The organism is Asticcacaulis solisilvae, assembly GCF_052327315.1.
GTDB lineage: Bacteria > Pseudomonadota > Alphaproteobacteria > Caulobacterales > Caulobacteraceae > Asticcacaulis > Asticcacaulis solisilvae_B.
In genome coordinates, this window is record NZ_CP166196.1 from 2456373 (window position 1) to 2482309 (window position 25937).

The 25937-nt window shown below is 63.8% G+C and carries 22 protein-coding genes; 14 read left to right on the forward strand and 8 right to left on the reverse strand.

Translation table 11 applies throughout. The features are described from left to right. The first annotated feature begins 90 nt into the window (after nt 1-90). Genes bamA through AB8717_RS11670 form a run of 8 tightly spaced genes read left to right on the forward strand, consistent with a single transcriptional unit; the run spans nt 91 to nt 9280 of the window. Complete coding sequence (gene bamA, locus AB8717_RS11635) at nt 91-2517, forward strand: outer membrane protein assembly factor BamA (protein ID WP_443747501.1); 2427 nt, start codon at nt 91-93, stop codon at nt 2515-2517. 54 nt (nt 2518-2571) lie between these two features. Beyond that, nucleotides 2572-3282 (forward strand): OmpH family outer membrane protein, encoded by a 711-nt coding sequence (locus AB8717_RS11640; RefSeq protein WP_443747502.1) that lies wholly within the window; start codon nt 2572-2574, stop codon nt 3280-3282. Nucleotides 3283-3296: 14 nt separating this feature from the next. Continuing rightward, nucleotides 3297-4358 (forward strand): UDP-3-O-(3-hydroxymyristoyl)glucosamine N-acyltransferase, encoded by a 1062-nt coding sequence (gene lpxD, locus AB8717_RS11645; RefSeq protein WP_443747503.1) that lies wholly within the window; start codon nt 3297-3299, stop codon nt 4356-4358. Nucleotides 4359-4403: 45 nt separating this feature from the next. Continuing rightward, nucleotides 4404-4910 (forward strand): 3-hydroxyacyl-ACP dehydratase FabZ, encoded by a 507-nt coding sequence (gene fabZ / locus AB8717_RS11650; RefSeq protein WP_443750880.1) that lies wholly within the window; start codon nt 4404-4406, stop codon nt 4908-4910. A gap of 12 nt (nt 4911-4922) precedes the next feature. After that, on the forward strand, nt 4923-5717 hold the full coding sequence (gene lpxA / locus AB8717_RS11655; protein WP_443747504.1) for an acyl-ACP--UDP-N-acetylglucosamine O-acyltransferase: 795 nt from the start codon (nt 4923-4925) through the stop codon (nt 5715-5717). 4 nt (nt 5718-5721) lie between these two features. Then, on the forward strand, nt 5722-6564 hold the full coding sequence (locus AB8717_RS11660; protein ID WP_443747505.1) for an LpxI family protein: 843 nt from the start codon (nt 5722-5724) through the stop codon (nt 6562-6564). Further along, the gene (gene lpxB, locus AB8717_RS11665; RefSeq protein WP_443747506.1) at nt 6545-7735 is read left to right on the forward strand and encodes a lipid-A-disaccharide synthase; all 1191 of its coding nucleotides are present in this window, start codon (nt 6545-6547) and stop codon (nt 7733-7735) included. The genes AB8717_RS11660 and lpxB overlap by 20 nt, the downstream gene beginning before the upstream one ends. 51 nt (nt 7736-7786) lie before the next feature. Beyond that, complete coding sequence (locus tag AB8717_RS11670; protein WP_443747507.1) at nt 7787-9280, forward strand: glycosyl hydrolase family 18 protein; 1494 nt, start codon at nt 7787-7789, stop codon at nt 9278-9280. Between the two features lie 128 nt (nt 9281-9408). Here AB8717_RS11670 and gltA read toward each other — a convergent pair whose 3' ends face one another. Continuing rightward, nucleotides 9409-10701, reverse strand: coding sequence for a citrate synthase (gene gltA, locus AB8717_RS11675; protein ID WP_443747508.1), 1293 nt, complete (start codon nt 10699-10701; stop codon nt 9409-9411). Between the two features lie 94 nt (nt 10702-10795). After that, on the reverse strand, nt 10796-12211 hold the full coding sequence (gene gltX / locus AB8717_RS11680) for a glutamate--tRNA ligase (RefSeq protein WP_443747509.1): 1416 nt from the start codon (nt 12209-12211) through the stop codon (nt 10796-10798). Between the two features lie 287 nt (nt 12212-12498). Here gltX and AB8717_RS11685 point away from each other — a divergent pair, with 287 nt between their 5' ends. Beyond that, nucleotides 12499-14448: a ComEC/Rec2 family competence protein gene (locus AB8717_RS11685; RefSeq protein ID WP_443750881.1), complete on the forward strand. Its 1950-nt coding sequence runs from the start codon at nt 12499-12501 to the stop codon at nt 14446-14448. On the opposite strand, the gene lexA is transcribed toward AB8717_RS11685, so the two are convergent. From lexA to AB8717_RS11705, 4 genes are all read right to left on the reverse strand, one after another. Continuing rightward, nucleotides 14442-15137 carry a transcriptional repressor LexA gene (gene lexA / locus AB8717_RS11690; RefSeq protein WP_443747510.1) on the reverse strand — a complete coding sequence of 232 codons (696 nt, stop codon included), beginning with the start codon at nt 15135-15137 and terminating at the stop codon, nt 14442-14444. The genes AB8717_RS11685 and lexA overlap by 7 nt on opposite strands. Nucleotides 15138-15301: 164 nt before the next feature. Beyond that, complete coding sequence (gene trpC / locus AB8717_RS11695; RefSeq protein WP_443747511.1) at nt 15302-16093, reverse strand: indole-3-glycerol phosphate synthase TrpC; 792 nt, start codon at nt 16091-16093, stop codon at nt 15302-15304. A gap of 197 nt (nt 16094-16290) precedes the next feature. Further along, nucleotides 16291-17304 carry an anthranilate phosphoribosyltransferase gene (trpD, locus tag AB8717_RS11700; protein WP_443747512.1) on the reverse strand — a complete coding sequence of 338 codons (1014 nt, stop codon included), beginning with the start codon at nt 17302-17304 and terminating at the stop codon, nt 16291-16293. Next, on the reverse strand, nt 17297-17890 hold the full coding sequence (locus tag AB8717_RS11705) for an anthranilate synthase component II (RefSeq protein WP_443747513.1): 594 nt from the start codon (nt 17888-17890) through the stop codon (nt 17297-17299). Before AB8717_RS11705 ends, trpD begins: the two co-directional genes overlap by 8 nt. A gap of 136 nt (nt 17891-18026) precedes the next feature. On the opposite strand from AB8717_RS11705, the gene AB8717_RS11710 reads away from it, so the two are divergent. Beyond that, nucleotides 18027-18332: a hypothetical protein gene (locus tag AB8717_RS11710; RefSeq protein WP_443747514.1), complete on the forward strand. Its 306-nt coding sequence runs from the start codon at nt 18027-18029 to the stop codon at nt 18330-18332. Here the strand turns inward: AB8717_RS11710 and trpE are convergent, their stop codons facing one another. Both trpE and AB8717_RS11720 read right to left on the reverse strand, forming a co-directional pair. After that, nucleotides 18333-19862: an anthranilate synthase component I gene (gene trpE / locus AB8717_RS11715; RefSeq protein WP_443747515.1), complete on the reverse strand. Its 1530-nt coding sequence runs from the start codon at nt 19860-19862 to the stop codon at nt 18333-18335. It abuts the gene before it with no gap. Next, on the reverse strand, nt 19859-21802 hold the full coding sequence (locus AB8717_RS11720) for a peptidyl-prolyl cis-trans isomerase (RefSeq protein ID WP_443747516.1): 1944 nt from the start codon (nt 21800-21802) through the stop codon (nt 19859-19861). Before AB8717_RS11720 ends, trpE begins: the two co-directional genes overlap by 4 nt. Nucleotides 21803-22088: 286 nt before the next feature. Between AB8717_RS11720 and tpiA the strand changes: the two genes are divergently transcribed. The 4 genes from tpiA (at nt 22089) to AB8717_RS11740 (ending at nt 25867) form a co-directional block, all read left to right on the forward strand. Next, complete coding sequence (gene tpiA / locus AB8717_RS11725; protein WP_443747517.1) at nt 22089-22841, forward strand: triose-phosphate isomerase; 753 nt, start codon at nt 22089-22091, stop codon at nt 22839-22841. A gap of 184 nt (nt 22842-23025) precedes the next feature. Continuing rightward, nucleotides 23026-23712 carry a preprotein translocase subunit SecG gene (secG, locus tag AB8717_RS11730; RefSeq protein ID WP_443747518.1) on the forward strand — a complete coding sequence of 229 codons (687 nt, stop codon included), beginning with the start codon at nt 23026-23028 and terminating at the stop codon, nt 23710-23712. A gap of 120 nt (nt 23713-23832) precedes the next feature. Beyond that, on the forward strand, nt 23833-25467 hold the full coding sequence (locus AB8717_RS11735) for a CTP synthase (protein WP_443747519.1): 1635 nt from the start codon (nt 23833-23835) through the stop codon (nt 25465-25467). A gap of 25 nt (nt 25468-25492) precedes the next feature. Beyond that, nucleotides 25493-25867: a RidA family protein gene (locus tag AB8717_RS11740; RefSeq protein WP_443747520.1), complete on the forward strand. Its 375-nt coding sequence runs from the start codon at nt 25493-25495 to the stop codon at nt 25865-25867. The last annotated feature ends 70 nt before the right edge of the window (nt 25868-25937 follow it).

Genomic DNA, 25937 nt, shown 5'->3' on the forward strand with positions numbered 1-25937 from the left:
GTCCGCACCACGGCAAAAGGTAATTCCATGTCAGGCCTGAACAAGACCGGCGCAAACCATACCCAGACTGAGACCCCGACAAGAGGCCGCATGACCCGTTCCCGAAGCCTGTCCTTCAGCGTCAGCCTGTTCGCCATCGTGGCGGCCGGCGCATCCGGCGCCGAAGCCCGCACCTGGATTCTCCAGGATGTGCCGCCGCCGCCTCCGGCCCCCGATGCCGCCGCCCAGGGCCAGGCGCCCGCCGACGCGCAGGCCCAGGCTCCCGCGCCCCAGGCGCCGCAAACGGCCGTGGTCACGCACATCACCGTCTCGGGCAACGAGCGCATCGACAACCAGACCATCATCTCGTACCTGCCGTTCCAGACGGGTGCGACGGTCGACGACCAGATGATCGATTTGGCCGTCAAGACGCTGTACCGTACCGACCTGTTCTCCGACGTGCAGATCGTGATGAACGGCAACGAAATGGTCATCACGGTGGTCGAAAGCCCGATCATCAACCAGGTCGTGTTCGAAGGTAACCACGCCCAGACCAAGGACAAGCTGCGCGACGAAGTGCAGATCCGTCCGCGCGGCGTGTTCACCAAGGCCAAGGTCCAGGAAGACGTCCAGCGCATCATCGAACTGTACCGCAAGTCGGGCCGGATCGCCGCGACCGTGACGCCGAAGATCGTCGAACTGCCGCAAAAGCGCGTCGACCTGATCTTCGAAATCAACGAAGGCCCCAAGACGGGCGTATCGTCGGTCAACTTCATCGGCAACAAGGCTTTCGCCGACAGCGAACTGGCCAGCACGGTCGTGACGCGCAAGTCGTACTGGTGGAAGTTCTTCGCCTCGCAGGACAACTACGATCCCGACCGGATGGATTATGACCGCGAGCAGCTGCGCAAGTTCTATACGAACCGCGGCTATTACGACTTCCGCGTCATCTCGGCCGTGGCCGAACTGACGCCCGACCGCAAGAACTTCGCGATCTCGTATACCCTGGACGAGGGCCAGAAGTACAATTTCGGCCGCATCACCATCAAGACGGACAACGACAAGCTCAAGTCCGAAGACCTGCTGCGCGCCATCTCGATCAAGCCGGGCCAGCTCTATGAAAGCGACCGCGTGCAGAAGGCGGTCGACGACCTGACCTTCGCCGCCGGCGCCAACGGCTTCGCCTTCGTTGACATCCGCCCGGACGAAGAGCCCGATCCCAACAATCACAAGGTCGACCTGGTCTTCAACGTCCATGAAGGCGCGCGCGTCTACATCGACAAGATCAACATCGTCGGCAACACCCAGACGCTGGACCGCGTCATCCGCCGCCAGATGCTGGTGTCGGAAGGCGACGCCTACAACAAGGCGCTGCTCGAACGCTCCAAGATCTATATTGCCGGCCTTGGCTTCTTCAAGAACGCCGAAGACGGCGTGAAGATCACCGAAAAGCCGTCAACCAGCCCCGGCAAGACCAATCTGGAAGTAGCCGTCCAGGAACAGCCGACCGGCGAACTCAGCTTCGGCGCCGGTTTCTCGTCGATCCAGAAGTTCATCCTGGACATCGGCATCAGCCAGTCGAACTTCCGCGGCACCGGCCAGGACGTCCGCGCGCGCATCCAGACCGGCTCGATCCAGAAGGACATCGATTTCTCCTTCACCGAGCCGCACTTCATGAACCGCGACGTGTCGGCCGGCTTCGACCTGTTCGAGAGCTCGTACAACTATTCGGGCGTCGACTATTCGTCGGACTCGACCGGTATCGGCCTGCGCCTCGGCTATAACCTGAACGGCTGGGCCGTCTTCCGTCCGCGCTACAACCTGCGCCGCGACAAGATTTCGTACACCAGCGCCTCGGCCTGTGACGGCCTGCTGTACAACTGCGGCACCGGCATCACCTCGTCCGTCGGCTATACCCTTCAGTTCGACCTGCGCAACGACTTCATCAACCCGACGCGCGGCTGGAACGCCATCCTGCGCCAGGACTTCGCCGGCCTCGGCGGCGACGTGAAGTACGTCCGCTCGGAACTGGAAGGCAACTGGTTCCATGGCTTCAAGAAGGACATGGTGCTGCGCCTGACCGGCGACGCCGGCTCCATCATTCCGTGGAACGGCGACGCCGTCCGCATCAACGACCGCTACTTCAAGGGCGGCGATACGATGCGCGGCTTCCAGTACGCCGGTATCGGTCCCCGCGACACCTCGACCGGTTACGCGCTGGGCGGCCAGACCTATGCCATCGGCACCGTGGAGCTGGGCATCCCCAACCACCTGCCGGACCAATACGGCCTTAAAACGGCTTTATTTATGGATGTAGGTACGCTCGGGGGCATCGATAAGCGCCTGAAGATCAACACGTCGACGGGGGTAAAACTGGACAACATCGTCGATGACTTGTCCTTGCGCGCATCCGCGGGTATCACTATCCGCTGGAAGTCGCCCATGGGCCCGATCCAGTTCGACTTGAGCCAGGTCCTGGCCAAGTCCAAGTATGACAAGGTTGAAACCTTCCGCTTCTCGCAGTCCACCCAGTTCTAAGACAAACCCTTCTCAATCAAGACAAAAGTGCCCGGAAACATGAAACACACGAAGATGCTTCTTCTCGTTGGCGTCGCCGCTCTCGTAGCCGGCGCCGCCCATGCGCAAACCGCCGCGACCCCGCCGGCGCCGCCGACCTTCGGTGCGCCGATCCAGGGCCAGTGCGTGATCGACGTCCAGCAAGCCATGGTCGATTCCACCATGGGCAAGGCTGCCCAAGACCGTCTCGGCCAGCTGAAGGCCGTCGTTGACAGCGAACTGCAGCAACAGGCTCAGGCGCTGGAAACCGAAATGAAGTCGCTGCAGGCGCAGCAAAAGACCGTCACGCCGGCGACCAAGGCCGCCCTGGAGTCCAAGGCCCAGGCCTGGGGCCAGAAGCGCGACGCCTTCCAGGCGAAGGTCCAGCAGCGCCAGCAGGAAATGCAGTACACGCAACAGGAAGCCATGGCCGTCCTGTTCCAGAAGATGGTTCCGCACATCAACTCGGTCGTCACGGCCAAGGGCTGCGCCACCGTCGTTCAGGCCGACAGCCTGTTGCATTACGACGCCCCGGGCGCTAACAATGGCCCTTCGTCGACCTTCGTCTACGCAAACCCGGCCATGAACATCACGGCCGCGGTTGTCCAGAAGATGGATGCGTCGGGCGAAACGCTGCCGCAAATCGACCGCGTCAGCCTCGACCAACAACAAGGTCAAGCCGGTGCCGCCGCTCCGGCCGCCCCGCGCGCCGCGGCTCCCGCCGCCGGGACCGCGCCCAAGAAGTAAGAGCTACAAGGCCGATGCCTGATCTGCGTTTTTTTGAAGTCGGTTCAAAAATCGACGTGGATCAGGCGACGGTACTGACGTCCGCACGGCTGGCCGTGCCGGAAAAGAAGGGGAGCGGCTTCATCGAGGCCTGCGCCCCTTTGTCGTTTTCGGGGTCCGGCGGAGATTTGTCGGGAAGGGACGGACGCGGTGTCGCGGCCTTCTTCTCGGACCGCCGTTATCTGGCGCAATTGAAATCGACGCGCGCCGAATTCGTCTTCGTGACGCAGGCCTTTGCCGACCAGGTCCCTGAGACCAGTGTGGCGCTGGTGTGCGCGTCGCCCCAGGCCGCGTGGTCGCGGCTGGCCTCCATCCTCTATACCCCGCGCGCGCATGACGGTTCATCGGCCGTCCATCCGACCGCCAGGCTGGAAGACGGCGTGATCCTCGGAGTCGGCGCCGTCGTGGGCCAGGACGCGGAGATCGGCGCCGGCACGCGTATCGATGCGTATGCCATTATCGGCCCGGGCTGCCGCATCGGCCGTAATGCCCGCATCGGCGCCCACTCCACCGTCTATTGCGCACTCCTCGGCGACCGGGTGAAGCTGGCGTCGGGCGTACATGTCGGCGAAGCGGGCTTCGGCGTCGCCGGTGACGCAAAGGGCCTGGTCGACGTGCCGCAACTCGGTCGTGTCATCCTTCAGGACGACGTATCCATCGGGGCTGGAACCTGCGTGGACCGCGGCGCTTTCGAGGATACGATCGTCGGAGAGGCGACAAAGATCGACAATCTCGTTCAGATTGCCCATAACGTTAGAATCGGTCGTAACTGTATTGTTGCGGCGCACGCAGGCCTTTCCGGGTCGGTGCGGGTCGGCGACGGCGCCATGTTCGGGGGCCGAGCGGGAATCGTCGACCATATCGAGATCGGTGACGGCGCCAAGATCGGCGCCGGATCGGCGGTCTTCAAGGATGTGGCCGGCGGCCAGATGGTCTCTGGCTATCCGGCGCGGCCGTCGCGTCAGTTTCTGCGTGAGACGGTGTGGCTGGAGAAAAATGCCGCGGGTGCGGCATCGAGCCGGGATAAAGAGGGCTGAAGAAGCCCGGCAAGCATTATAAGGACGTGAATTTTCATGGGTGATATGGGTCAAGACATTCAGCCGGCCGAAGCGGTCGATACCCCGACTGACGTTACGGAAACCGCTGTTTCGGTCGATTACGCCGAAATCCTGAAGCGGATTCCCCACCGCTATCCCTTCCTGCTGATCGATCGCGGTGAAAACTGGGTCAAGAACAAGTCGATGGTCGGCATCAAGAATGTCACCTTCAACGAACCCTTCTTCAACGGCCACTTCCCGGAAAACCCGGTCATGCCGGGCGTGCTGCTGATCGAAGCCATGGGGCAGACCGGCGCCGTTCTGATGTCGAAATCTTTGGACGTAGAAGTTGAAGGCAAGACCATCTTCTTTATGTCCGTCGATGGTGTACGCTTCCGCAGTCCTGTACGTCCCGGCGACGTCGTTCGCATGCCGGTCGAAGTCGTCCGTCATCGCGGCGACGTCTTCAAGTTCCGCGGCGAAGCCTATGTGGGCGACAGGATCGTGTGTGAAGCCGAATTCGCGGCCATGGTCGTCGAAAGCCCTAAATAGAAAAGCTGCCAAATGCCTGTCACCATTCATCCGACCGCGATCATCCATGACGGCGCGGTCCTGGGCGAGGACGTGTCCATCGGACCGTATTCGATCGTCGGCCGCCACGCGACCATCGGTGACAGGGTCAATCTGGTGTCGCACGTCGTCGTCGACGGTGTCACCGAGATCGGCGAAGACAGCGTCGTCCATCCCTTTACCTGCCTCGGCGGTCCGCCGCAGCACCTGGCGCACAAGGGTGAGCCGACGCGCCTGACGGTCGGCAAGCGCAACCAGATCCGCGAACACGTGATCATGCATACCGGCACCGAAAAAGGCGGCGGGGTCACGCGTGTCGGCGACGACTGCATGTTCATGGCCGGATCGGGCGTGGCGCACGACTGCATCCTGGGCAACAATGTCATCATGGCCAACCAGGCGTCGATCGGCGGTCATGTCCAGGTCGGCGACTTCGTGTTCCTGGGCGGGTCCTGCGCCGTGCACCAGTTCGCGCGACTTGGCCGCTACTGTTTCATCGGCGGCGGCGCTGTCGTCACCAAGGACGTCATCCCTTACGGTTCGGTGTGGGGCAACCATGCGCGCCTCGAAGGCCTGAACCTGGTCGGGTTGAAGCGCCGCGGCTTCTCGCGTGAGCTGATCCTGTCGCTGCGTACGGCTTACCGCATGATGTTCGCCGAGGAAGGCACCTTCCAGGAGCGCCTCGACGACGTGCTGGAAAACTTCTCCGACGTCGACCAAGTGGTCGAGATCATCCGCTTCATCCGCGAGGATTCGACGCGGCCGATCTGCCTGCCATCGGACGTCTGATCCCATGACGGCTGACACCAAGATCGCGCTGATCTCGGGCGGCGGCGCGCTGCCCGTGGAAGTGGCGGCGTATCTTCGCCGGAGTGCGCGGCCCTATACGGTCGTGCGCATCGCCGGGCTTTCGGACGTCGCATTGGACGATCATCCCGGTCATACACTGGGCCTCGGCGATTTCGCGAAGCTGTTCGAAATCCTGGCGGGTGAAGGCTGCAAGGCCGTCACCATGTGCGGCTATGTCCATCGCCCCGACTTCGACACGATGAAACGTGATGCCGGCGGCGCCGCGGTCCTGCCGACCATCCAGGCGGCGGGGCGGGGCGGGGACGACTCGCTGCTGCGCCAGGTCGCCATGGTCATCACCGCCCAGGGCTATCACATCGAAGGCGCGCACGAAGCGAACCCCGAACTGCTGATCGGCCCCGGGCTTCAGGCCGGGCCCGATCCGTCACCCGCCGCCATGGAGGACGCGCAAGAAGCGTTGCGCGTCGCTGCCGCCATCGGCAATCTCGACATCGGCCAGGCCGTCGTCGTCGCCGGCCGCATCACACTGGCGGTCGAAGCGCAGGAGGGCACGCAGGCCATGCTTCGCCGCATTCCGCAGCTGGCGCCCAATGTCCGGGGATCGGTTGCAAACCGCAAGGGCGTTCTGGCCAAGCTTGCAAAGCCGATCCAGGACCTGCGCCTCGACATGCCGACCATCGGCGTGTCGACCGTCGAAGACGCCGCGGCAGTCGGCCTGTGCGGTATCGTCGCGCGCGCCCATCACCTCTTGATCGTCGACAAGCCGGCGGTATTCTCCCGCGCCCATGAGCTTGGACTTTTCATCTATGGCCATGAGCCCGCCTGACGCCCCACTTGTGAAACGCAAGCTGATGCTTGTCGCCGCCGAAGCCTCCGGCGATGCCCTGGGCGCCGGCCTGATGGCGCAGTTGCGCGTGCAGGCGCCCGACATCGACTGGAGCTTTGTCGGCATCGGCGGGGCCCGCATGAGCGAGCAAGGGGTCAAGAGCCCCTTCGACATCGCGCAGCTGTCGATCCTGGGCCTGGTCGAGGGGCTTAAGGCCCTGCCGCGCGTCAAGGCGCGCGTGCGCGACACTGTCGCCCTGACGGTAAGCGAAAAGCCCGACGCTGTCGTGCTGATCGACTCGTGGGGCTTCACGTTGCGGGCGGCCGTCGCCATCCGCAAGGCGCTGCCCGGCGTGCCCTTGATCAAATATGTCGGCCCGCAGGTCTGGGCGGCGCGCCCGGGGCGGGCAAAGACCCTGGCCGGCGCGGTCGACTTCCTCATCGCGCTCCACCCCATGGACCCTCCGTTCTTCGAGGCGCAGGGCCTGAAGACGATCGTTGTCGGCAATCCGGCCCTGCATACGAATTTCGGCGACGCCGACCCGCTTGCCTTCCGCAAGTCGATCGGTCTCAGCGCCGACGCCCCCATGCTGCTGGTTTTGCCAGGCAGCCGGCCGGCGGAGATCAAGCACATGATGCCGGTCTTCGCCGAAGTCCTGGCGCGGCTGCACCGCGAGCGCCCGGACCTCACCTTCGTCATGCCCGTCGCCGACACGGTGCGCGCCCGCGTCGAAGCGGCCGTCAAGGCGATCCCCGTGCCGATCCGGCTGGTGGAAAACGAGGCCGGCAAGTTTTCAGCCATGCGCGCGGCAACGCTTGCACTCGCCTGTTCCGGGACGGTATCGACCGAACTGGCCCTGGCCGGCTGCCCCATGGTCATCGCCTATAAGCTCGAGCCACTGACCTACTGGATCTACAAGCGCATCTCGACGCTGAAGCACGCCACCATGTTCAACATCATGGCGGACAGGCGCATCGCGCCGGAATTCCTGCAAAACGAGTGTACCGCCGATAACTTGCTGAACGCCATCGATCAGCGCCTGGACGACAAGGCCTTGCGCGAAGAGCAGGTGAGGGAGCAGTTCGAGGCTCTGGATATCATGGGCCGAGGGTCGGCTCCGACCGCCGAACGCGCGGCCCGTGCGGTGCTGGACTTCCTCGATCTGAGATAGCCGTGCCCGCCGAAGCGGTATAGACATATCCACGCCCGAAAGGATGCCGATATGATGATTGCCCGCACCGCCTTGATCAGCCTTCTTTTGGGCACCGCTTTCGGGGCGCAGGCCGCCCAGGCGCCAAGACCGGTCGCCCAGGCCTATGTCCTCACGCTGCGCGGCGCGAACGACACGCTGAAGGCCGCCGACCTTACGCCTTACACGGACATCGTCCTGTCCTTTGCCCATCCCGATGCGAACGGCCAGCTGGTGAGCGGCGACACCTTGACCTGCATGGCCGGTCCGAACCACACCATGGTCACGACAGCCGACTTGCAAAGCGCCATCGATCTCATTCACGCCGGTGGCCGGCGCGCCATCGTCTCGCTGGGCGGCGCCTTGATTCCGGCCTGTGCCGGCGACTGGGCCGACCTGGTCGGCCCGGCCAGGCGGGACGCGACAGTACAGGCCTTGAGCGAGTTTGCCGACCGCTTCAAGATCGACGGACTGGATGTCGATCTCGAAAGCGACCTCCTGACCAAGACGGTAGACGCCGGCAACTACACGCCCTTCGTCAAGGTCCTGTCGGCGGTGCTGCACGCTCGTGGCAAGACGCTGAGCGTGGCGACAGCCTCCTATGCCGGCGGCATGATCCCGATCGATTCCATCCCGGCTTTCGACCGCGTCGGCGTCATGGCCTACGACAACAACGCGCCGGGCGAAGAGCATGCGTCACCGGCCGACTTCAAGAACGAGATGTACCAGTGGCTGGGGCGCGGCGTGGCGCCGGACAGGCTGGTCGTCGGCCTGCCTTTCTATGGCCACGGCTATGGCGATTACGCCGTGCCGCAGCCCTATCGCGACATCGTCACGGCCCATACGCCGGGACCGCAGGCGGACGTCGTCGGCCAGCTGTGCGTAGGCTGCAGCTACATCACTTTCAATTCACCATCGACCATTACCGCAAAGACATCGCTTGCGGTCCGCAAGGTAAGCGGCGTGATGGTCTGGGAGCTTTGGCAGGACACACCGGATCATGGTCTGACACAGGCCCTGGCAGCCGGTGAAAAGGCCGTCGTGCCCTATCCCAAATTGCCGGCCACGCCCGCTGTCCAGGGCACGGCACTGACCCGCTTCAAGGTTTCCCAATGGGATGTTCAGGGCGCCGCGCCGGTCGCAGCGACGGACAAGGCCGTGCCCGGCGGGCGGACCGTCCGGATCGTCGCGCCGATTACCGAAAACCCCTGGGACGTCAGCGCCGGCTTGCCGATCGCAAGCCACCTGAAAAAAGGCCAGCGGATCGCAATCGAGTTATGGGTGCGGGTGAAGGCGGACGATCCCGATACGCAGTTCGAAGTGCCTGTGACCATCGAGGGCGCCGCCGAGCCCTATCCGACGCTGTTGACCGGCAAGGTGACCGTGACAACGGCGTGGCGCAAGGTGGTCGTCACGGGTGTTTTGTCGGCTGATGTGACGCCGGGAAGCGCCAATGTCGAGGTCCTGCTGGGTGCAGCGGCGAAGACGGTGGAGATTGGACCTGTGACGCTGGTCCAGCCTCGGTAAACGAATGGGGTGTGGGGTCCGTGACCCCACAAAACCTATCCTGCAATAAAGAAGCCCCCTGCCTTAAAGACGGGGGGCTTCTTCATTGTAAGGAAGTCTTGGGGCCACGGGCCCCAAACCCCATTTGCTTAACCGCGGTTGGCCATCGCCACGAAGTCCCGCTGCGTCGCGCCCGTGTACAGCTGACGCGGACGGCCGATCTTCTGCGACGGATCCTCGATCATTTCCTTCCATTGCGCGATCCAGCCCACGGTGCGCGCCAGGGCGAACAGCACGGTGAACATGGTCGTTGGGAAGCCCATCGCCGACAGCGTGATACCCGAATAGAAGTCGACGTTCGGGAACAGCTTGCGCTCGATGAAATACTCGTCGTTCAGCGCGATGTGCTCCAGTTCCTTGGCGACCTGGAACAACGGATCGTTCGGATCCCCAACCGCCGCCAGGACCTCGTCGGCCGATTGCTTCATCACGGTCGCGCGCGGATCGTAGTTCTTGTACACCCGGTGGCCGAAGCCCATCAGGCGGTACTTCTTGGACTTCACGCCCTCGACATATTCCTTGATGTTCTCGGGCTTGCCGATTTCCTTCAGCATGTTCAGCGCTTCTTCATTCGCGCCGCCATGGCTCGGGCCCCACAGGCAGGCGATGCCGGCCGCGATACAGGCAAACGGGTTGGCGCCCGACGAACCGGCCAGACGGACAGTCGAGGTCGACGCGTTCTGCTCGTGGTCGGCGTGCAGGATGAAGATGCGGTCCATGGCGCGCGCCAGGGCCGGATTGACGACATAGTCCTCGGCCGGAACGGCGAAGCACATGCGCAGGAAGTTTTCCGAGTAGGACAACGAATTGCGCGGATGCACGAACGGCTGGCCGACGCTGTACTTGAAGGCGCGGGCGGCAATCGTCGGCATCTTGGCGATCAGGCGGTGCGCCGAAATCTCGCGCTGCTTAAGGTCCTGGATGTCCAGGCTGTCGTGATAGAAGGCCGACAGGGCGCCGACCGCGCCGGTCATGACCGCCATCGGGTGCGCGTCGCGGCGGAACCCGTCGAAGAAGCGGTCGAACTGCGCGTGCAGCATGGTGTGACGCGTGATGTTGGTCTCGAACTCTTCGAACTCGGCGGCCTTCGGCAGCTCGCCGTGCAGCAGCAGATAGCAGACTTCGAGGAAGCTCGAATTTTCGGCCAGTTGACCGATCGGATAGCCGCGATGCAGCAGAACGCCCTTGTCGCCGTCGATAAAGGTGATCTTGCTCTCGCACGAGGCGGTCGAGGTAAAGCCCGGATCGTAGGTGAAGGCGTCAGTCTCGCCGTACAGCTTGCGGATATCGACGACGTCGGGACCAAGCGTGCCCTTCAGCACGGGCATTTCGACGGTCTTGTCGCCAATCGTCAGCTTGGCGGAGTTTGTGGTCTGGGTCATCTACGCTCACCCTTCGTTGTTTGTGTGCGACGCACCTTAAAATGTTGCGCTGCCCTGCTATATAAACTCCTGAACCTTCACGCAACTGGTACCCTTAAAGGAAAACCGCGGTATCCAGACGCGCCAGCGTCTCGGCCTGGCCCAGGCTGGTGAAAACCTTGGAAATATCAGGGGCCGGATGACCGCCGGACAGGATTCCGCGCAACACGGGGCCAACCTTCCCCATGCCAATCCCTTCATTTTCAAGGAAATTTTTCAGAACCATATCAGAGCCTTCCATGCTCCAGTCCCCCCAGGCCGAAAGCGTTTCATGCAGGCGCTTCAACCGCGCCACCGTCTCCTCGGTCATCAGCCCCTTCGTCTTTTCATCGAGTCCGAAAGGCCGTTCGATCAAGGCGAATTGAACGAGATCAGCCAGTTGCACCAGGGTCTGGGCCCGTTCCTTGACAAGGGGCAGGGTGCGGCGCAGCACTTCCTGGGTCTCAGGCGCATCGACATGTGTCTGGCCACGATGGCGCAGGGCACCCGTTACCAGACCCAGCAGGCGCTCCGACTCGCATTCGCGAATCCAGTGCGCATTCACCGACCCCAGCTTGGCGAAGTCCAGCCGCGACGGCGCGCGATTGATGTCGGCGACGTCGAACCAGCCGATGGCCTGTTCGTCGCTGAAGATTTCGTCGTCGCCGTGCGACCAGCCCAGCCGCGCCAGGTAGTTGCGCATGGCTTCGGGCAGATAGCCCAGCTCGGCATAGTCGCCGACCGCCTGGGCGCCATGGCGCTTCGACAGCTTGGCGCCGTCCGGACCGTGAATCAGCGGGATATGGGCGAACTTCGGCACGTCCCAGCCCAGCGCCGTATAGATAAGGCTCTGGCGCGCGGCGTTGTTGAGGTGATCGTCGCCCCGGATGATGTGGGTGACGCCCATGTCGTGGTCATCGACGACCACGGCCAGGTTATATGTGGGTGTGCCGTCCGAGCGCAGCAGGACCAGGTCGTCGAGATCCTTGGTATTGAACCGGACCTCACCCTGGACGGCGTCGCCGATCAGCAGCGGCTCATCGAGCGGCCCCTTGAAACGGACGACGTGCGGCTGCTGCAGTTGTTCGGCGGTCGGCGTGCGATCGCGCCACGAAGACCGCAGGGCGTGGCCGGCGGCGCGGGCTTCTTCGCGCGCGGCGTCGGTTTCTTCGGCCGTCATGAAACAGGCATAGGCCCGGCCGGCTTTCAGCAGGGCGGTGACCGCGTCCTTGTGGTTCTGCTCACGGCTGTGCTGGAAAACCACCTCGCCGTCACCCTTGAGCCCAAGCCAGTCCAGGCCTTCGAAAATGGCGTCGACAGCCGCAGGCGTGGAGCGTTCGCGGTCGGTATCCTCGATCCGGATCAGGAATTTGCCACCGGTGTGACGGGCATACAGCCAGTTGAACAGCGCCGTGCGCGCCCCGCCGATATGCAGATAGCCGGTGGGCGAGGGGGCAAAACGGGTAACGACTTGCGTGGTCTTGTCGGTCATGATCAGGTATCGAATATTCAGGAAGCGATTTTGGCGCTCCTTATAGCCGTCTTTGCCGGCAACCCAAGTTAAATCAGTCAGCGCGGGGGATGGTGGCGGCAATTCCGGTTCTGGATACGGTCAGGCGACGGCTTTCGGATGCGATCGAAGCGCAGACCGGTCGCGCCTTCCTGTGGCTGCCCGTCGCCTTCGGCGCCGGCGCCGCCACGTGGCTCTACCTGCCATTCGAGCCTGCATCATGGACAGTGCTCCTGCCGGCACTCGCCCTCGCCGGGGCATGCCTTCTCATGCGACGCTTTCATATTTTCTCGTATTCTATTATTTTTCTGAATATTTTATGTGCATTCTCGGTCGGCATGAGCGTCTGCGCCCTGCGATCCGACCACGTTCGCGCGCCGGTCCTGTCGTCCGATCGCACGACCTACAGTCTCGACGCCTTCGTCATCGACGACCTGTCGTCATCGTCCGACCACCCGCGGCTGTTGCTGGCGCCGATTCGCATGGATGGCGTGGCGGCGGACAAGACGCCGCTCCGCATACGGGTCAGCCTGAGGCCAGGAAGCAATGCCGATATCCGGCCGGGCGACGCCGTGTCGCTGTTCGCGATTCTCAACCCGCCGCCATCGCCGCTCATTCCCGGCGGCTACGACTCGGCGCGCACCGCCTGGTTCCAGGGGATAGGCGGGGTCGGTTTCGTGCCCGGTGAAATTCGAAAAATCGACGAAAAACCAGTATCATGGAGATTAAAGCTCGTCCTCGGCATAAACCAGCTGCGGGGACACCTGACCGGCATCATTCATGACGCCATCGCGCCGGTATTCCTGGACGGGGACACGCTCGGCGGATTCGCCGCGGCCCTGGTAACCGGGCAGCAGCGCTATATCCCCGACGTCTTCGTTGGCACCATGCGCGATTCGGGCCTGGCCCATATCCTGTCGATTTCCGGCGTGCACATGGCGATTGTCGGCGGCGCCGTCTTCTTTGCCCTGCGTTACGTCATGGCGCTATGGCCCTGGCTGGCCTTACGCGTGTCGATCAAGAAGCTGGCGGCGGCCTTGAGTATCGTCGCCATCCTCATCTATCTTGCCCTGTCGGGCGCACCGGCGCCCGCCGTACGCTCGGCCGTGGTCGCCATCGTCGCATTCCTGGCCATCCTGTGCGACCGCAAGGCCCTCAGCCTTCATTCACTGGCCATCGCGGCCCTCGTGGTCATGCTGCTGACCCCCGAAGCTGTCATCCAGCCGGGCTTCCAGATGTCGTTCGCGGCTACCGCCGCCTTGCTGGCCCTGGCCGAGGTCCATCACGCGCCGATCCGCGAAATCCACGTGCCCTGGTGGGTCAGGACCGTCCAGTCATCGATTGAAGGACTGTGGCTGTCGCTAAAGGTCAGTATTGTCGCCACGGCAGCGACGACGCCGTTCGCCATCGCTTATTTCAACCGCTTTTCGGTTTACGGGCTTGTGTCGAACCTGTTCGAAGCCCCGATCACCGCCGTCGTCATGCCGGCCCTGGCCATCGGTACCATCCTGTCGGCTACGCCCGTCGGCGTTTTTGCCTTGCGCATCGCCGCGTGCGGATTGTGGCTGATCGGCAAGGTCGCCGCCATCGTCTCAGGCATTCCCGGCGCGGTTCTCAACTGGCCGGCGGCGCCCGATTACGTCCTGGCTATTTCGTTCCTGGGCGTGGTGTGGGCCTGCCTTGTCCGCGGGCGAATGCGATGGCTGGGCCTGGTTCCGGCGCTGAGCATCCTGTGGTGGCCGCGCCTGCCGGCAACGGACGTCTGGATCGATCCCACCGGCGGCAATGCCGCCATTCGCACCGGCGCACAGGCCTATGTGCTGCGGCCCAAGGTCAAGCGCTACGGCTTTGAACAATGGTCGCAGCGCTATGGCCTGAAGCCGGCCGATATCGCGGCGCGCGACTATGACTGTTCGGGGTATGCCTGCACGCCGTTGCCGGACGCGAAACTGCGCATCGGCTTCTGGTTTTCCAACAGGCCGCCATCGGCGATTGCCCTGGATACCCTTTGCCTCAACAGCGACCTCGTGGTGTTGCGAAGCCCGCTGGCCGACTGGCCGGACACATGCCATGGCGTGAACCACATTTCGTCGGGCGATTTCCGCCGGCTGGGCGCGATGGAACTGACACGCGCCGGTGCGTCATGGACGATAAAGGCCGCGCAGCCCCTGCGCGGCCATAGACCCTGGTCAGAACCTTCCGAAGCCGAAGATCAGTGATAGCGGCGCATCAGGCCGACCAGACGGCCCTGAACGCTGACCTCGTCGGCATTGTAGATACGCGTTTTGTAAGCCGGGTTGGCGGCCTCCAACGCGATCGACGCACCCTTCTTGCGCAGGCGCTTGAGCGTCGCCGTGTCGCCGTCGACCAGGGCCACGACGATCTCGCCCGACTGGGCGGTATCGGTCTTCTTGATGATGACGAAGTCACCGTCGAGAATGCCGGCATTGATCATCGAATCGCCTTCGATCTCGAGCAGATAGTGCTCACCGGCCCCCAGCATGACTTCGGGAACCTTCAGACGATCGCGTTCCTGGCCCATGGCCTCGATCGGCACGCCAGCGGCGATCTTGCCAAGCAGCGGCAGTTCGCGCGTATCGTCGTTGACCGGGCGGACAGCGTCCGGGCGCTTGCCTTCGACGACCTGCGGCACAAAGGCCTGGCGGCCGCGCGGCGGCGCCGAGGTCGTCGCCTGGTCGGGCAGCTTGATGACCTCCAGCGCGCGAGCGCGGTGGGCGAGGCGGCGGATGAAGCCGCGTTCCTCAAGGGCGGTGATCAGCCGGTGGATGCCCGACTTCGACGCCAGATCCAGCGCCTCCTTCATTTCGTCGAAGGACGGCGACACGCCGCTCTCCTTGATGCGCTCGTGAATGAACATCAGGAGTTCGCGTTGTTTGGTCGTCAGCATGATGGACACCTGTCTTGATCTTGCCTGTTCTTACCGCATACCGGTGAACAAGCCATGAACATATGGCAAGTGTTCTGTGTGTGTTCTAATCGATTGTCAAGGGGGCAAATGGTTAACGCCCGCGCTGAAGGCGCGAAGCGTTAGCGCAAGCCAAAAGCTACAGTTCAGCCGCCCAGCAACGCCTTCGTTGCCGCTGTAACGTCGCCTTGACGCATAAGGCTTTCACCGACCAGCATCGCCGTGGCGCCTGTGTTGGAGAGGCGCTTGACGTCGTCATGCGTGAAGATACCGCTTTCGGCGACCAGGACGTGGTCCTTGGTGACCATGCCGGCCAGGTCTTCGGTGACCTTCAGGTCGACGTGGAAATCCCTGAGATTGCGGTTATTTATGCCGATCAGCTTGGACTCGAGCTTAAGCGCGCGCTCCATTTCGGCGGCGTCGTGAACCTCGACCAGGGCGTCCATGCCGTAGTGCTTCGCAGCCGCGATCAGGTCTTCGGCCAGTTCGTCGTCGATCATCGCCATGATGACCAGGATCGCATCGGCACCGATGGCGCGCGATTCGGTCACCTGCCAGGTATCGACCAGGAATTCCTTGCGGATGCAGGGCAGGGATACGGCCTGGCGCGCCGACTGGAAGTGGCTTTCATGCCCCATGAAGCTGGGATTGTCGGTCAGGATCGACAGGCACGACGCGCCGCCCTTTTCATAGGCCTGCGCCAGGAAGGGCGGATCGAAGTCCTCGCGAATCAGACCCTTGGACGGCGATGCCTTCTTGATCTCGGCGATCAGCGACAGGCCATTGTCAGGTTTGTTGCGCACCAGGGCCTTCATGAAGCCGCGCGTCGGGCCGATATGCTCGATCTGCGATTCGAGGTCGTCGAGCGTCGTCGACGTCCGGCGATTGGCCACGTCTTCGCGCTTGTAGGTCGCGATTTTTTCCAGGATATCCAGCATTGCGCCCTCCAAGCCGTGCTGTGCGATCACGGTCGCGACGCTAACACGCTTCACAAATTACACTACTCACACTTTCCGTTATGGCGAACGGCGGCGTGAGCGTTACCATTTTCATCTTTTGAAATCAAATCAGGGACTTTTATGGCATCTCTGATGATTGACTTTACGGGTAGCGCTTCACTTTTCTCGCAGCCGCGTCACGCGGTCACGGCAATCAGCGTGTCCAGAGCCTTGCGGGCGCGCCCGTCGTCGATCACGGCCGCTGCCAGTTCGATTCCGTCCTTCAGGGTTTCAACCTTGTCGCCGACTAAAAAGGCGGCGGCCGAATTGAGCAGCACGATATCGCGATAGGCGTCCTTTTGGCCGTCGAGCAAGGCGGCCAGGCGCTCGGCATTATGAGCCGGCGCACCGCCGGTGATGTCGGCCAGCGCCGCACGCGGCAGGCCCACGGCTTCCGGCGTAATGTGAAACAGGCGGACATGCCCGTCGCGCCATTCGGCGATCTCGGTCTCGCCCGTCGTCGTCAGCTCATCGAGGCCCGAACCGTGCACCGACCAGGCGCGCGTGGCGCCAAGCGCGCCCAGCGCCTGGGCGATCGGCTCTACGAAGCGCACAGACGGCACGCCGACGACCTGGCGTCTGGCGCCGGCCGGGTTGCTGAGCGGGCCCAGCAGGTTGAAGATCGTGCGGAACCCCAGTTGCTGGCGGATCGGCGAAACGTGCCGCATGGCGCCGTGGTGCGCCTGGGCGAACAGGAAACAGATGCCGGCCTCGTCGAGCGCGCGGCGCTGCTGCGTCAATGTCGCCTCGATATTGACGCCCAGCGCCGCCAGCACGTCGGCCGTGCCGGACTTGGACGTAATGGCGCGGTTGCCGTGCTTGGCGACCTTGAGGCCGCCGCCGGCCGCCACAAAGCCCACGGCCGTCGAGATATTGAGCGTATGCAGGCCGTCGCCGCCCGTGCCGCAGACGTCGACCACGTCGTAGGGATGATCGAGCTGGATGGCGGCCTTGCGCATGGCGCGCGCGCAGGCGGCGATTTCGCCGACCGTTTCGCCGCGCAGACGGATGGCTGTCACGGCCGCGGCGACCTGGGCCGGGGTCGGTTCGCCGCGCAAACAGGCCGAGAAGAAGGTTTCGGCATCCTCTTCGGACAGGGTGGCGCCGTCGGCGAGGCGCGACAAGAGCGGCTTGAATTCGGCGTCAGACATAGAGGGTATGGCTTCCGATTCCGGCCAGTTCGAGGAAGTTGCTGAGCAGCTGGTGGCCGCCTTCGGTGGCGATCGACTCGGGATGGAACTGCACGCCGTGGATCGGGCGGACTTTATGCTGCACGCCCATGATCTCGCCGTCCTCGGTCCAGGCCGTGACCTCAAGGTCCTCGGGCAGGGTCTCACGCTTCACCGCCAGCGAATGGTAGCGCGTGGCGGTGAAAGGGTTCGGCAGGCCGCGGAAGATGCCCTTGTCGGCGTGGTGGATCTGGCTGGTCTTGCCGTGCATCAACGTCTTGGCGCGGATGACATCCCCGCCGTACGCCTGTCCGATCGCCTGGTGGCCGAGGCAGACGCCCAGGACCGGCATGTCGTCGGGGGCAGCGCGCAGCAGCGGCAGACAGATGCCGGCCTGGTCGGGGGCGCACGGGCCGGGCGACAGCAGGATGGCCTTGGGGCCAAGCGCCAGGGCGTCCTGAACGCTCAGCGCGTCGTTGCGATAGACCTTCGTTTCCGCCCCAAGCTCGGCCAGGTAATGGACGAGGTTGTAGGTGAAGCTGTCGTAATTATCGATAACGAGGATCATTTGGGCGTGCCCCTGAAAACTTATGCGTATGTAAGCAAACCGCCAATCTTTTCCAAGTGATAAGATCGCCGTTAACCATATGTAAGGCAGCGCGCACCACGATGACGCCGCAAACTGCCTTTATAGAAGTCCCGATATGCCGATTGTGAACGATACCGCCACCTCGGACCGCCGCCTGGACAAGGCGCGCGACCTGCTGGACGGCCAGCATCATCGCGCACGCAATGGCATCGTGTCCCTGCTGGCCCTGGTGGCGGCCGGCGTGTCGGCGACCCTGCTGTTCACCCTGGTCTTCGGCGCCGAAGAGGCGCCCGCCCACGCCGAGGTCAAGGCCCAGGCCGTCGCGTCGCCCGCGGCCTTCGAGCTGTCGTCCAGCAGCGCATCCGCGCCCGAGGCTGCCCCGAAGCCGGCGCAGCCCGTGCTGGTCGGAACCGAAAAATAATCAGTTCTGCTGATAAACGTAACGCCAGGCGTCCTGGGCGGCCTTGATCAGCGCGCCGGCCTTGTGGCAGGTCTCGTCGTATTCGCTTTGCGGCACACTGTCGGCCACCACACCCGCGCCCGCCTGGACATAGATGTTGCGGTCCTTGAACAGGGCCGTACGCAGGACGATACAGACATCGACCGCGCCCGACGACGAGATATAGCCCGCGCCGCCGCCGTAGCCGACGCCGCGCTTGACGTCTTCCAGCTCGTCGATGATCTCCATGGCGCGCACCTTGGGCGCGCCCGAAAGCGTGCCGGCGGGCAGGGCGGCCAGAAGCGCATCGATCGGGTCGAGGTCGGCCGGCGCATCGCCCTCGACGTTCGACACGATGTGCATGACGTGGCTGTAGCGCTCGATGATGAACTTCTCGGTGACGCGCACGCTGGCAGGCTTGGCGACCCGGCCGACATCGTTGCGGCCGAGGTCGAGCAGCATCAGGTGTTCCGACAGCTCCTTCGGATCGGCCAGCAGTTCGGTTTCCAACGCCTTGTCGGCGTCGGGCGTCTTGCCGCGCGGCCGCGTGCCGGCGATCGGGCGGATGGTCAGTTTGCCGTCGCGGATACGCACCAGGATTTCCGGGCTGGACCCGGCAAGCTGGAAATCGCCGAAGTTCAGGTAATAGAGGTAGGGCGACGGGTTGTGACGGCGCAGCGACCGGTAGAAGGCGAACGGATCGAGCGGGTAGGGCGCTTCGAAGCGGTGGCTCAGCACGACCTGGAAGATGTCGCCGGCAGCGATATATTCCTTGGCCTTGCCCACCATCTCCTTGTAGTCGATCGGCGAGGTCGGCGAGGCCAGCGGCTCCTGGCTGTACTGCCGTGGCGCGGGCTGGGCGCTGAGCGGCACGCGCAGGTCGGCCTCGACCGCGTCCAGACGGTCGCAGGCGGCGCTATAGGCGTCCTGCGCCGATTGTGCCTTGTCCGGCCACACGGGCGAGGCCAGCAGGATTTCGTGCGCGACGTTGTCGAAGACGCAGATGACGCTGGGGCGGACCAGAACGGCGTCCGGCAGCGACAGCGGATCGGGATTGGCCTCGCCCAGCGGCTCGAACAGGCGGATCATGTCGTAGCCGAAGACGCCGAAGATACCCGATACCATGGGCGGCAGCCCTTCGGGGATCTCCATGCGGTTGGCGGCGACGAAGGCGCGAAGGCTGTCGAGCGTCGGCAGGCTTTCGGCGGTGTACGTGCCCGCGGCGATATCCGCGCCGCAGGCCAGTTCGGCACGTTCGCCGAAACAGCGCCACACCTGATCGGGTTCCAGGGACAGGATCGAATAGCGGCCCGACAGGGCGCCGCCTTCGACCGACTCGAACAGGAAGCTGAACGGCCGCTGGCGGCCCAGCTTGAGGTAGGCCGAAACCGGCGTCTCGACATCGTCTATCAGCGTGCGCCAGATCACATAGGGCAGGCCCGCATTGTACTGCTTTTCAAAGGCGCTCTGCGTGGATTGCGAACTTAACTTCTGGGACGCGGCTGCGGTCACGGCTTCTTCGGCGTATCGCCGTCCTTGGTGTCATCGGTGGAGCTGACGCCCAGCGCCTGAAGCGCCAGTTTCGGATAGACCTTCGGCTTGATGGTGCTGCGCGCCGTCGCCTGGGTCAGGCTGAACAGGTCGCCGGCGAAGGAGCGGGCCATCTGCGGACGGATCATGGCCGCCTGGGTGTTGATGGTGGCGGCGTCCGGCTGGTGCGTGGCGTCGACGCGGCCGACCAGGTAGGCGGCTTGCCCCACCTGCATCTGGAAGGCTTCACCGGGCTTGGCGTAGAAGATGCGGCCGGCCAGCTGGCCCATGGCCTGCTGGGCCTTCTGGCGGTCGAGGCCGGCTTCCGTCTTGACGGGCAGGAGCTTCATGTCGGCGGCCACCTTGGCCAGCGGCTCGCCCTTGTTGACGCGGTCGGCGGCCTTCTGGGCGAGATCGCCCAGCGACGCCTGCAATTTCTCGACCTGCCATTGCTGGACCAGCACGTCGTGCAGGGTGGCGATCGGCGGGGCGGCGGCCGGCTTCACGCTGACCAGCTTGAGGGCGAAGTACTGGCCCTGGCCGAATTCCTCGACCTCGGACACGGCGCCGGGCTGCAGGGCGTAAATCGCCTTGACGACCTGCGGGAAGCGTTCCTGATAGCTGCTGTCCCACCCCTGGCGGCCGTTCTGCACGGCGATGAAGCGGCCGTCCTGGGTCAGGTCGGGCAGCGGATTGATCTTCAGGCCCAGCTTCTGCGCCGTGGCCTCGAAGTCCTGGCCGGCGTTGAGGGCGTCGGCCAGCTGGTGCGAGACCTTGTTGAGCTGGTCCTTGGCGCGGTCGGTGCGGAGATCGGCCGTAAGCTTCGGCTTGACGCTTTCGAAGGACGGCGTCGAGCCGATATTGATGTTGCCCATGCGGACGACGGCGATGCCGAGGTCGCCCTGGATCGGTCCCGATACCTGGCCGGACTGCAGCTTGAAGATGGCGTCGGCCAGCTTGCCGTCGGACACGGCCGACTGCGGCTTGTTGTCATAGGTGATGACGGTGCCCTTGTTCGCCTTGGCGACGACGTCCGGCGACTGGCCTGCCTTCAGGGCCGTGGAAATGGCGTTGGCCGAAGCCATGTCGGGTGCGGTGATTTCGACGAAGGTACGCGTTTCGGCGACGCGCAAGGTCGGCAGTTGCGCCTCATAGGCCTTGTGCAGTTCGTCGTCGCTGACCGGAATGGCGGCGGCGAACTGTTCCGGCGACAGCACGATCATTTCGGCCTTGCGGGTTTCCGGTACGGTCAGGATATCAAGGTGTGCCTTGTAAAAAGCCGCGATGTCGGCCTCGGTCGGCTGGGGCAGGGCGTTCCTGTCGGGCTGGACGATGGTGTAGCTGAAGTCGCGCGTCTGCGCGCCCAGGGCGGCTTCGGCCAGGGCGTAGATACGCGGAGATTTCAGGCCGGCGACGGCGGCGTGGCCGAACTGCTGCGTCACGATCTCGTCGGCGATCTGCCCCTCGACCATTTTCGAATCGAGCTGCCGCTCCATCAGGACCTGATGGTAGGTGTTCTTGTCGAAACGGCCCGTGGCCGGATTGACGAAGGCCTGGATCTGGCTCAGCTGGTCGACGACCAGCTTGGCGGAAGCAATGACGCCCTGCTTGTCGAACCAGGCGGCCAGCGATTCCTGCCCGGCCAGCTGGTCCAGCATCTGGAGGTGCTGCTTCTGGGCGACGAACTCCTCGTTGGAGAGAGCCTGGCCGTTGTGTTCCTGCGGGTATTGCTGCTTGTAGCGGTCGAACATGGTCTTGAATTCGGCCGTCGAGATGCCGCGGCTGCCGGCCGTCACGACATTGTTGTCGCCGACGCCGTTGAACACATCGCGCAGCCCGAAGACCGCGAACGAAGCGATCAAGAGGCCCATCAGGAGGGTGAACACCTTCGATTTGGTGAACTCGCGGAAGATGCTGATCATGCGCTCAGGTCCAGGTCCTTGCAAGGCGGCAGGCTTTTACGCCCGCTCGATTTCACATTATGGCATAATGCCGAATTCAGAGTAGCGTCTCTTACGGCACGATCGTCATCGTTTCAAAGAGAATTTGTAGCGGAAGACCGAAATCTATTCTCGTCATTAAGGTTTTTTCTTGGCCCCGAGACCATTCCCGGTCTATGTTTTGCAGTGCGGCATGACGGACACTGACGGGCCGAGCCACCGGCCGTCCGGGCATGCGCACTCAAAAACACAAAACAACACGAGCCCAATGCCACATCGACACCTGATCGCGGCCAACTGGAAAATGAATGGTCTCAAAGACCACATTCCGGTCGCCCGCGCCATTGCGGAAGGGAGCCGCGACTTTCACGCGCGCGTCGCCCTCTTTCCGCCCGCGACCCTTTTGCCCCGCCTTGCCGACGCCCTTGCCGGCACCCAGGTCATCCTGGGTGGCCAGGACTGCCACCATGCCGATTCCGGTCCTTTTACGGGCGACATCTCGGCCGCCATGCTGAAGGACGCCGGCGCCAGCATGATCCTGCTTGGCCACAGCGAACGCCGCCACGGCCACCTCGAGCCCTGCGCCCTGGTGGCGAAAAAGGCCGTCGCCGCGCTGAAGGCGGGGCTGGAGCCCATCATCTGCATCGGCGAGACCCTCGACCAGCGCCAGCAGGGCCTGACGCGCCAGGTGCTGACGCGGCAATTGACCGACAGCCTGCCCGACGATCTCAACGGCGCGCGCTTCCACGTCAGTTACGAACCCGTCTGGGCCATCGGAACCGGCCTGATCGCAACGGATGCACAAATCCTTGAAGCCTTTGCGTTAATTCGCGAGTTCCTCAACCGTCGCTTCAGGATCCAGCACGAGCCGCAGCTGTTGTACGGCGGCTCGGTCAATGGAAGCAACGCCGCCACGCTCCTGGCGCTGGAAGGCGTGTCGGGCGCACTGGTCGGCGGGGCTTCGCTGAAGGCGGAAACCTTTCTGCCGATCATCGCCGCGGCGCATACGGCGCCCGTTTAAAATACGGCGGGGCCTTGCAATCGGCCCCGCCGTTACAAATCTGTTGTCAATGCGGAAATCCGCTCTGGCCATTTGTCACCGGCGGTGCTAAGGCCCAGCGGAATTTCGTTGCCGGCGGTCCGATGGATTCGGAGCGCACGGTATTCTTTTGGTTTCGCCCCAAGCGCGCTGTAGAAGAGGCCCGATGTTATTTTACATCCTGCTGACCATCCAAATCCTGATCTGCCTCTCGCTTGCCGGGCTGGTTTTGATCCAGCGCTCCGAAGGCGGCGCCCTCGGCATGGGCGGCGGTCCGTCGGGCTTCATGTCGGCGCGCGGCGCGGGTAACCTGCTGACGCGGCTGACGGCCATCTTCGGCATCCTGTTCTTCGCCAACTCGATCGGGCTGACCATCGTCGGCAACCTGACCAGCAAGCAGACCTCGGCTGCCGATCAGGTCGACGCGTCCAAGCTGCCGGTCAATCCGCTGGCGCCGCAAAGCGCCCAGCCTCCCGCCGCCACCGCCCCGGCAGCGCCGGCTTCGGCCGCTCCGTCGCTGAACAACCTGCCGCTGGCGGGCGCTGAGGCGCCTTCGTCTTCGTCGTCCGCCGCAACCAAGTCCGTCGCCCCGGCCATGAAGTCTAATCTGGCTCCGGCGGGTTCGCTCGGCCCGTCGCTCAACCTGTCGATGCCCAAGCAGACGACAACCGATGCCGTCAATCTTTCGAAGACCTCGTCTTCGTCGGCTTCGGACACGCCCAAGCCGGCAGCGCCCAAGCCCGCCCACAAGGCGTCGGCGTCCAGCGCGTCTTCGGTCCACAGTACTTCGGCGGCGCCGTCTTCCTCGGCGTCGACCACACCGGCGGCCACGTCGCCCGCCTCGTCGCAGTAAGCAGCGACTACACGATGTCCCAGCGGCTCCCAGGATTTCGGGGGCCGCTTTCTTATGATAGTTATGCGCGAACCCGGTACTGCCGATTCGCGCGACATTGAATTCAGGATTCTGCCGGCCATGGCCCGTTATGTATTCATCACCGGTGGGGTGGTCTCTTCGCTTGGCAAGGGGCTCGCCTCGGCGGCCCTCGGTGCATTGCTCCAGGCGCGCGGCTTCAAGGTCCGCCTGCGCAAGCTCGACCCCTATCTCAACGTCGACCCGGGCACGATGAGCCCGTATCAGCACGGCGAAGTCTTCGTCACCGACGACGGCGCCGAAACCGATCTCGACCTCGGTCACTACGAACGCTTCACCGGTGTTTCCGCCACCAAGATGGACAACATCACGACGGGGCGCATCTATTCGAACATCATCGAAAAGGAGCGCCGCGGCGACTATCTCGGCGCCACCGTCCAGGTCGTCCCGCACGTCACCGACCAGATCAAGCAGTTCGTCCTGGCCGATGCCGGCGACGCCGACTTCGTGCTGGTCGAAATCGGCGGCACGGTCGGCGACATCGAGGGCCTGCCGTTCTTCGAAGCCATCCGCCAGCTCGGCCAGGAACTGCCGCGCCGCATGACCTGCTTCGTCCACCTGACGCTGTTGCCCTTCGTCAAGACGGCCGGCGAGATGAAGACCAAGCCGACCCAGCACTCGGTCAAGGAACTGCGCGGCATCGGCATCCAGCCCGACATCCTGCTGTGCCGCTGCGAGCAGGAAATCCCGGTGGAAGAGCGCCGCAAGATCGGCCTGTTCTGTAACGTGCGCCCGTCGGCCGTCATCCAGGCGATGGATTCGCCCAATATCTACGCCGTGCCGATCGACTATCACCGCCAGGGCCTGGATACCGAAGTGCTCGACGTCTTCGGCGTCGAAGAACGCGGCGAGATCGACCTGAAGCTTTGGGAAAACCTGTCGAACCTGTACCAGCACCCGGACGGTGAAGTGCAGATCGCCGTCGTCGGCAAGTACACCGTGCTTAAGGACGCCTACAAGTCGCTGATCGAAGCCATCTATCACGGCGGCATGGCCAACAATGTCCGCGTCTCGATCGACTGGGTCGAGGCCTCGGAATTCGAAGGCGATCCGCACGTCGTGCGCCAGCGCCTGGAAAACACCCACGCCATCCTGGTGCCGGGCGGCTTCGGCGAACGCGGCGCCATGGGCAAGATCGCGGCGGCGAAATTCGCGCGCGAAAACGACATTCCGTATTTCGGCATCTGTTTCGGCATGCAGATGGCGGTGCTGGAAACGGCGCGCCACCTGGCGGGCATCGGCAAGGCATCGTCGACCGAGTTCGGCCAGACGGAAGAACCCGTCGTCGGCCTGATGACGGAATGGCTGAACGGCAATGAGCTGGAAACGCGCCGCAACGGCGGCAACCTGGGCGGCACCATGCGCCTGGGCGCCTTCGACGCGGCCCTGTCGGAAGGCTCGAAGGTCGCCGAAATCTACGGCGGCAAGCACATCTCGGAACGCCACCGTCACCGCTACGAAGTCAACCGCGACTACATCCCCAGGCTCGAGGCCTGCGGGCTGAAATTCTCGGGCATGTCGCCGGACGGCCTGCTGCCGGAAATCGTCGAGCGCGACGACCATCCGTGGTTCATCGGCGTCCAGTATCACCCCGAGCTCAAGTCGCGGCCCTTCCAGCCGCATCCGCTGTTCAAGAGCTTCATCGCCGCCGCCGTCGACCGCAGCCGGCTGGTATAATCCGCCCCAAATCCAAGAGGACATTATGCGTCAACTGATCTCCTCCGGCTCGCCTTTCGAAGGCGAGATCGGCTTTTCCCGCGCCGTGCGTCACGGCGACCGTATCGAAGTGTCGGGCACGGCGCCGATCAAGGACGGCAAGGTCGCGGGCAGCGATGCCTACACCCAAACGAAAGCCGCGCTGGAAATCATCATCAAGGCGGTCGAGGACGCCGGCGGCACGGCCGCCAGCATCATCCGCACGCGTATCTTCCTGACCGACATGTCGACCTGGAAGGACGCTGCCCGCGCCCACGGCGAACTGTTCGGCGACATCCGTCCGGCGTGCAGCTTCATCGGCACCTCGGCCCTGATCAATCCGGAGTGGCTGGTCGAGATCGAGGCTTCGGCGCAACTGTAAAGTATGAGAGCTAAAGCGGAATCGCCAGCACTTGCTGAATGCGGCCGCTTCCCCCTTCCGTCTGGATCGG